Origin of the sequence: Micromonospora sp. NPDC051296 (assembly GCF_040682255.1) — a bacterium.
Classification (GTDB): domain Bacteria; phylum Actinomycetota; class Actinomycetes; order Mycobacteriales; family Micromonosporaceae; genus Micromonospora; species Micromonospora craterilacus.
The window spans coordinates 1-7251 of the sequence record NZ_JBFBAO010000354.1; the positions used below are offsets into that span (position 1 = coordinate 1).

Annotated in this window: 8 protein-coding genes; 2 read left to right on the forward strand and 6 right to left on the reverse strand. The window is 72.6% G+C overall.

Going from position 1 to position 7251, the window contains the following annotated elements:
* The 5 genes from AB0M52_RS27615 to AB0M52_RS27635 all read right to left on the reverse strand — a co-directional run.
* Positions 1-961 (reverse strand): extracellular solute-binding protein (locus AB0M52_RS27615; RefSeq protein ID WP_363959531.1); only part of this gene is annotated, 961 nt, incomplete at its 3' end.
* 448 nt (positions 962-1409) lie between these two features.
* Complete coding sequence (locus AB0M52_RS27620; RefSeq protein ID WP_363959534.1) at positions 1410-2204, reverse strand: peptidase; 795 nt, start codon at positions 2202-2204, stop codon at positions 1410-1412.
* A gap of 2 nt (positions 2205-2206) precedes the next feature.
* Positions 2207-3502 (reverse strand): VWA domain-containing protein, encoded by a 1296-nt coding sequence (locus AB0M52_RS27625; RefSeq protein WP_363959537.1) that lies wholly within the window; start codon positions 3500-3502, stop codon positions 2207-2209.
* Positions 3503-3573: 71 nt separating this feature from the next.
* Positions 3574-4587 (reverse strand): hypothetical protein, encoded by a 1014-nt coding sequence (locus AB0M52_RS27630; protein ID WP_363959539.1) that lies wholly within the window; start codon positions 4585-4587, stop codon positions 3574-3576.
* Positions 4588-4665: 78 nt separating this feature from the next.
* Positions 4666-5322: a 4'-phosphopantetheinyl transferase superfamily protein gene (locus AB0M52_RS27635; protein ID WP_363959542.1), complete on the reverse strand. Its 657-nt coding sequence runs from the start codon at positions 5320-5322 to the stop codon at positions 4666-4668.
* Positions 5323-5554: 232 nt separating this feature from the next.
* On the opposite strand from AB0M52_RS27635, the gene AB0M52_RS27640 reads away from it, so the two are divergent.
* Positions 5555-5848 carry a hypothetical protein gene (locus AB0M52_RS27640; RefSeq protein ID WP_363959544.1) on the forward strand — a complete coding sequence of 98 codons (294 nt, stop codon included), beginning with the start codon at positions 5555-5557 and terminating at the stop codon, positions 5846-5848.
* Between the two features lie 146 nt (positions 5849-5994).
* Positions 5995-6264 (forward strand): hypothetical protein, encoded by a 270-nt coding sequence (locus AB0M52_RS27645; protein ID WP_363959546.1) that lies wholly within the window; start codon positions 5995-5997, stop codon positions 6262-6264.
* A 52-nt stretch (positions 6265-6316) separates the two neighbouring features.
* Here AB0M52_RS27645 and AB0M52_RS27650 read toward each other — a convergent pair.
* On the reverse strand, positions 6317-7251 hold a 935-nt coding region (locus AB0M52_RS27650), incomplete at its 5' end, for an acyltransferase (protein ID WP_363959549.1).

Sequence of the window (7251 nt, forward strand, 5' to 3'; positions counted from 1 at the left end):
CCAGCCCGTCCTGGTAGATCTTGGCCATGACCTCCAGCGCCTGGCGGAACTCCGGGGTCTCGTACTTGAACTCGGGCGTCCCGTCGGACTTCAGCCGCCACCCGCCCTTGGAGCCGGGCACCTTGTGGTACATCTGGATCATCGCGAAGACGTCGTCGAACGCCCACACCTTCCGGGCCGGGTCGGTGACCTCCTTGGCAATGGTAAGCATTTCCTCGAGCGACTTCGGGGCGGCCAGGCCGCGCGCGTCCAGCAGATCCTGGCGGGTGAACATCGCCCACGGGAACGGCCCGTCGGTGGGGTTCGGCACGGCCGCCAGGCGCCCGCTCCAGATCGCGTTGCGCCAGGCACCGGTCGGGAACGTGGCCAGCATCGGGTACGCGTTGACCGCATCGCCCTTGAGGTAGTCGGTCAGGTCCTCGAAGAGCGCGCCGATCGCCTCGGAGAAGCGCGGGATCTTCTCCACCTCCCAGCCCGGCACGCAGAGCAGCTCGGGCACGTCCCGGGCGCCGAGCATGGCGTTCAGCTTGTCGGCGTACGTGTTGCCGTCCTGGATGGTGAAGTTGACCGGGGTGCCCAGCTCGGCGTTCACCGCCTGGAGGTAGGCGCTCTGACCGATCCCGGGCGGCGCCGGACCCCACGCCGGGGTCATCGCGGTGATCTCCTTGCCGCTCGTGCCGGGCTTCTCGGTGATCGCGTCGACCAGCGTGCTCGGGTATCTGGTGTACCCATCCGGCACCGGGCGGGTGCCGATGACGTCGGGACTGATGCTCAGGTCCAGGTTCTTGTGCGTCGGCAGGAGGTCGGCGAAGGCGTCCAGGTTCTGCGCGGCGCCGGTGCCGGCCGGCTTTTCGGAGCACCCGGCGAGCAGGGGGCCGCCGGCGGCGGCTGCCGCGCCGAGGCCCACCAGGCCGAGGAAGTTGCGGCGCGAGGCTCTCGCGCCGGGGATCTGACGTGTCATCGGTCTCCCTTCGAGAAGGGGCTGTGTCGCGCAAACACGCGCGCTAGAGTGAGATTTCGTCGGGATATTAAACAAACTAATAGACGGTCGTAGGCCCCCACAAGAGGGCTGGGGACGGCAGCATCCGGAGGACGACCATTGAGGAGGTTCGACGCCGGCCTTGGCCGGACCCGCGACCGCCGACCAGATCGTCAGTGGCACCGCGGGTGCGACCTGGCAGTGACAAGATCGCCTGGAGCTGAGGGCAGCAAGATCTGCCGGCTACTGAGGTGGGCGGCGCGGGGTGCCGCAACTGGCGCGGGCCAGGGCGCCGATCGACCGTCTTCCGCTGTGCGGGGCGGGGCAAGTGGTGCTGTTGCGGGGGGCCGCCGGCAGGTCGCGCCCCGCACCTGGACGCGACCTGCCGGCGGGGCTTACCTGGTGAAGGAGTCCACCTGGGCAGAGGGAATCATCTGGTGGAGGGGCGCCGGGTGAGGGCGAAGCCGAACACGCCGGCCACCGCGGCCAGCACGCCGCCGGCCGTGGTCCAGATCCACCGGGAGCCGGCCTCGGGCAGCCAGCCGGTGAGGTTGAGGTTCCAGCCGCCGTCGTCCTCGTCCTCCGGTGCGACCGTCGGCACCGAGTCCAGCACCTCGCCGGCGTTGGTGGGGGGCACCAGCGGTGCCTCCAGCTTGCCGTCGTCGGGCGAGGTGTCGGCGTCGCCGGTCGCGGAGATCAGCAGATCGACGTCGATCGGCAGACCGAGGTCGGTTTCGGGTACGTCGACCACCGCCAGCCGGACGTAGTACGTGCCGGGCAGCGGGTCGGCGGACCACGGTTCGGCCCAGGGCCGGACCCGCCGCAGGGTGCAGCCGATGGCCACCGTGGTCGCCGAGGCGTCGGCGGTCGGCGTCTGCGCGCCGGCCGTGCACGCCTGCCGGCGGCGCAGCCCGTCGAAGACCTCCACGGTCCAGGTCGACCGGCCGTTGCTGCGGTTCTTGGCGAGGGAGACCGTCGCGCTGATCTCGTGGGTCTCGCCGGGGGCGGCCGGGAACGACCAGTAGAGGTATTCGCCGGTCGACGCGCCGACCCGGACCGGCTGGCCGGCGGCGACCGGGGTGGCGCTCAGGAACGAGGTGCCGGCCTTGGTCACGGTGGTGGCACCGGGAGAGGGGGTGAGGGTGGGCGCGGCCATCGCCACGGCCGGGGCCAGGACGACGCCGGCGGCCAGCAGCGCGGCCGCGGTTGCCGAGCGGGTACGCATCCTCAGTTCTCCCTCCAGGTGGCCACCCACCAGCGGGTGAGCAGGCCGGTGACGAGCCCGGTGAGCAGGCCTGCCAGGGTCAGCAGGAGCAGCAGTACCCAGCCCCGACCCAGGTCCGGCCCGTCCGGGGCGGGGGACGCGGCGACCACGTCGACGGTCAGCTCGACCGGCATGCCGGGGTTCTTCTCGGTGCCTGCCTTGGGCGAGAACATGTTGCTGACCACCAGGCAGACGGTGGTCACCTCCGGCGTCGGGGTGGTTTGCGGGGTCGGCTCGGCACCCTCGGTGTCGTCGACGTCCCCGCTGGCCGACCAGCGTAGGCCGGCCGAGATCACATCGGTGCGTCCGCTGCCCGCGTCCACGCCGCGGACCAACTCGCGGCCGTCCGACGCGGTGGCCCGCAGCAGTACGCCGTAGTCAGGGTTGACCGGTCGGTCGAGCGCCACGCTGACCGAGGCGCGCAGCTCCTGCCCCGGCTGGACCGGCACCCGGTACCAGCGGTGCTCGGAGAAGGTCTCCCGGTCGGTGTAGACGCCGGAGGCAAGCAGCGGCGCACCCTGGCACACGTCCGTCCCGTCGACCTTCGCCGGCGTGGTGGCGTACGTGTCGCGGGCCCGGTCCACCAGTTGCTTGAGCCGGTCGGTGAGGTCCTCGGCGCTCGTCGCGGCCGTGTACGTCCCGCCGGTGGCGGCGGCGATGCATAGCAGTTGCCGCCGTACCTTCTCGTCGGGGGCCAGGCCGAGGGTGTCCACCACCAGCGTGGTGCCCTGAGCCGCCAGTTCCCGGGCCACCTGGCACGGGTCCGGCGGGGCGCAGGTGTCCTCGCCGTCGGTGATCAGCACGATCCGCCGGGCGGTGGTGCCGGTGCCCAGGTCCTCTGCGGCCTCGCGCAGGGCCAGACCGACGGGGGTGAATCCGGTCGGGCGCAGGCTTGCCACCGCCGCCTTGGCCTGGGCGCGGTCCACCGGGCCGACCGGCACGATCTGCTGGGTGTCCAGGCAGCCCTGCTGCTTGTCCTTGCCCTTGTAGGTGGCGCCGAGCACCCGGATGCCCAGCTGGGTCTCATCGGGCAGGGCGTCCACCACCTCGCCGAACGCCTGCTGGGCCACCGAGATCCGGCTGCGCCCGTCGATGTCGGTGGCCCGCATCGAACCGCTCACGTCCAGCACCAGCTGGACACGGGGCGGCTCGCTGACAGGTTCTGCCTTTTCGTCGGCCGATGCCGGCGCCGGGCCGGCCAGCGTGGTCGCCGCCAGCAGCCCGAGCAGGACGGCTGGCGACCATCTCTTGTTGATCACCGGGCGGAGTGTAGCGATGTCCATTAAGGACAAAAACTCCGGTCACCCGGCTGCGCCGGCTGGCTCTGGAGCTACGGTTTCCAGGAGCCGGCGGTCTCGAAGAGGTGCCGGTACTCCAGAACGCCCTTGGTGTCGGCCACGTCGAAGACGACCGTGCCGGCCCGCTTGCTGCCCGCCCGCAGGTTGTTGCCCGAGCCGAGCGGATCCCCGCAGCCGGACAGCGCGCCGACCAGCCCGTTGACCGTGGTGCCGTCGTCGGCCACCCACTCGAAGTAGAACGGGTTGATCGAACCGGTGCCCTTGGTCACCGTGGACGTCACGTCGGCGATCAGGTAGCGGCCCTTCTGCGGTTTCGGCGCGAACGAACTACAGCCCTCGGTGACGGTGCGGAACTTCGCCACGGTGATCTCGATGGTGCCGTCGTTGTCGGTCAGGACCAGGGTGTCTCCCGGCCGCATGTTGAACGTCTCGCCGACGTTGGCCGGCGCGGGCGGGCCGGATTCGGTGGGCGCGCTGCTCGGCGGTTCCGGCAGGGCGCGGGTGACCGCCGGGGTGGGTAGCGACTCGGACGCCTCTTCGGCGGCCCGGTTCGCGCCCGCGATGAGCGCGACGATGCCACCGACGCAACAGAGCAGCGCCAGGACGACCACCACGATCACGACGATCAAGATGGTCTTGTTGCTCTTGGCGCCGCTCGGGGCGACCGGCTGCGCACCGGGCGGATATCCGTACCCGCCGGGCGGGTAAGCGCCGCTCGGCGGGTGCGGGCCGCTCGGCGGGTAGGGGCCGGCTGCCTGGTAGGGGGCGCCCGGCGGGTACGGCGCACCCGAGGTGGGCGGCTGCGGGGCACCGGAGACCGGAGCCCACGGCTCACCGGACATCGGCGGCTGAGCGGTGCCGGGGGGTTGCGGTGCGGCCCACGGGCCGGCGGCCTCGGGCTGCTGCGGTGCGGCCCACGTTCCGTCCGGTGCCGGGCCGGGCGTCGGCCCGACCGGGGGCAGCGGCGCCCAGGGGTCGCTCGGCTGCTGCTCCGGGTTCGGCCGGTAGGGGTCCTGCGGCCCGTCTGGGGGCTGGGGGTGGCTCACCGTACTCCTCGGGCACCTGATCGCGGACGCGGTTCGCCTGACGCTACCGCGCGCCGGCAACCCCACGCGGCGGCCGGCTCAGCGCGGCGCCAGCGTGGCGGCGGTGCGGACGAGGTCCACGTCCAGCGCGAACCGGCCGGTGATCATCGCGGGTGGGTGGGCGACCGTGGCGGCGTCGATCCGGGCCGGCGCGATCCGGGCGGTGAACGTCCCGGCGTCGGGGTCGAGCTCCACCAGCGCGTCGTGGAAGTCCAGCCAGGTGCCGACGAGCGGGTGCCAGATCTTGTACACGGTCTCCTTGGCGCTGAACACCACCGCCGGCCAGGAGATGCCCGGGGGCAGCCGGCCGCACCGTTCCTCCTCCTCCGGCAGGCAGATCAGGCGGCGTACCCCCGGGCTCAGCTCCTTGTGCCGCTCGGCGTCCATGCCGACCGACCGGATCTCGCTGTCGCGGGCGACGGCGGCGGCGCAGTAGCCGCGGGTGTGCGTGATGGTGCCGACCAGCCCCGGCGGCCAGACCGGCGACCGGTCGGCGGCGGCCGGAATGGCGACCGGCGGCAGGCCCAGCGCGGCCATGGCACGGCGGGCGCACGCCCGACCCGCGGTGAAGTCGCGGCGCCGGCTGGCCACCGCGCGGTCGCCGAGGCAGGCCGCCTCCGCGGCGTGCAGCTGGCCGACCCAGTCGTCCGGATCGGCCACCGCCACCGCGACGGCCGGCGGCAGCAGGTCACGCATCTTGGGCTCCGCAGGGGCGGGTCCGGCGGTCCGGTCTCGTGGCGTCCGCCGGTGGCGAGGAGCGGTCCGGGTGCGCGTGCGCGCGGCGAGTCGCGGTGGCCATGGTTGGTGAACGTAGCGCAACCGTGTAACACAGGACCGTACTCGGACGCTTTGTGTTCGGCACGGGGGGTGACGTGTGGCCGACGGCGGGTGTTCATCCGCCGTCCAGGGTGAGGCGGAAGGGAGCGCGATGACGGGTGTTGCGGATCGCTCGGATGTCATGGTGGCCGAGGCCGGCGGGAACGCGCCGGTGGCGCGGGAACACGCCCCGGTGACACCCGACTGGACGTGCGGCACCTGTGGCGCCGACTGGCCCTGCGAGCCGAAACGCGACCGGCTGCTGACCGAGTACGGCGAGGACCGGGCGATGCTCAGCGTCTACCTGGGCGCCTGCCTGGCCGCCGCCGCCGAGGACCTGCACGCCCCCGGGGCGACCTCGCTGCGGAACCGGTTCTTCGGCTGGCTGCCCCGCCGCCCGAAATGAGCCCGAGCGGCGGCCAGGCTGATCGACACTCTGCGACGGTGTGACACCGGCTCGTGTTCCGGCGCTGATCAGGCATCGCCCCCTACGACGGTCATCCATTCTCGACTGCCTCGGGGCGAGCATCGATCGGGGGGAAGGAGAGTGCGATGACCGATGCTGCGGAATCCTCGCCGTCCATGGCGGAGGCACACGCGCCGTCGACTCCGGACTGGACCTGTGGGACCTGCGGCGCAGAGTGGCCGTGCGAGGCGAAGCGTGCCAGCCTGCTGAAGGAGTACCAGCTCGATCGCGCCACGTTGGCCGTCTACCTGGGCGCCTGCCTCGCCGCCGCCACCCTGGACCTGCCCGCGCCGGCCGGTAGGTCGCTCCAGGAGCGGTTCATGGGGTGGCTGCCCCGGCAGCGCAGATCCGGCTGACCGTGCCCCCGCCGTCGGCGGCGACGCCCCGTTCGAAGCGTCGCCGCCGACGTCACCGTCCCGCCGTCATCCGGTTCCGACGTGGCGGCATCGGTTCCGGTACGTGGGCCGGCCGGGTCGCCACCGGCTGCGCTTTCGGCCGGGCCGGCCAGGGAACGAGCCGGGGCCTCCGCTGGGCGCTGATGTCCTCGATCCAGCCGAGCAGCAGCACGGCCGCGCCGAGGATCACCAGGGCAATCGCGAGGTAGCCGAGCGTCCCGAGCTGCCAGGTGCCGAACATGTCCCCGGCGACGAAGCAGACCGTGATCGCCGCGTTGTGCCACAGGTAGATCGTCAGCGCGCGGCTGTTCACCGCGGTGACCAGCCCGTCGAGTGGTCGTACCCGGGACAGCCAGGTCATCCGCGGGGCCATCCGCAGCAGCAGCAACGCGAAGCCGAGCGAGTAGAGCGCCTGGGCGACCGGGATCTCGTTGAGGTCGAGCCCGGCCTCGGGGTGCGTCCAGACCCAGGCTGCCGCGGCCGCCATGCAGAGGCCGGCCAGCGGCACCAGGGTCGCCCACCCGATCCGGCGCAGGTGGCCGTCCCGGTGGGCGAAGCCCACCAGCCAACAGGCGCCGAAGGTGGCCACGTCGACGGCGACGGAGTCGACCACGGCGCGCCCGAGCGACGGCGCCGCGATCTGCAGGGTCACCACGACGCTGAGCGGAAGGAGCACGGTCGGCAACGGCCAGCGGCGGTAGAGCGCGAGTAGCACCGGGGAGAGCAGCACCAGCCAGAGGAACGTGACCAGGTACCACAGCACGCCGGTGACGTCACCGGCCCATTCGCTGCCCGGCGGTTGGGCGAGCGGAACCACCCAGGTCAGGAACGCCGGCCAGGCCGGGCGGTCGGACCAGCCGTGCCAGATCATCGTCGGTACGAGCAGCAGCCCCATCGCCCAGAGTGCGGGCAGGAGCCGCCGGAGACGGGCGTTCAGCGCACCAGCCG

Excerpts from the sequence above, each read along its gene's own strand:
- AB0M52_RS27620 (WP_363959534.1), bottom strand. The coding sequence starts at position 2,204 with ATGCGTACCCGCTCGGCAACCGCGGCCGCGCTGCTGGCCGCCGGCGTC.
- AB0M52_RS27635 (WP_363959542.1), bottom strand. The coding sequence starts at position 5,322 with ATGCGTGACCTGCTGCCGCCGGCCGTCGCGGTGGCGGTGGCCGATCCG.
- AB0M52_RS27640 (WP_363959544.1), top strand. The coding sequence starts at position 5,555 with ATGACGGGTGTTGCGGATCGCTCGGATGTCATGGTGGCCGAGGCCGGC.
- AB0M52_RS27645 (WP_363959546.1), top strand. The coding sequence starts at position 5,995 with ATGACCGATGCTGCGGAATCCTCGCCGTCCATGGCGGAGGCACACGCG.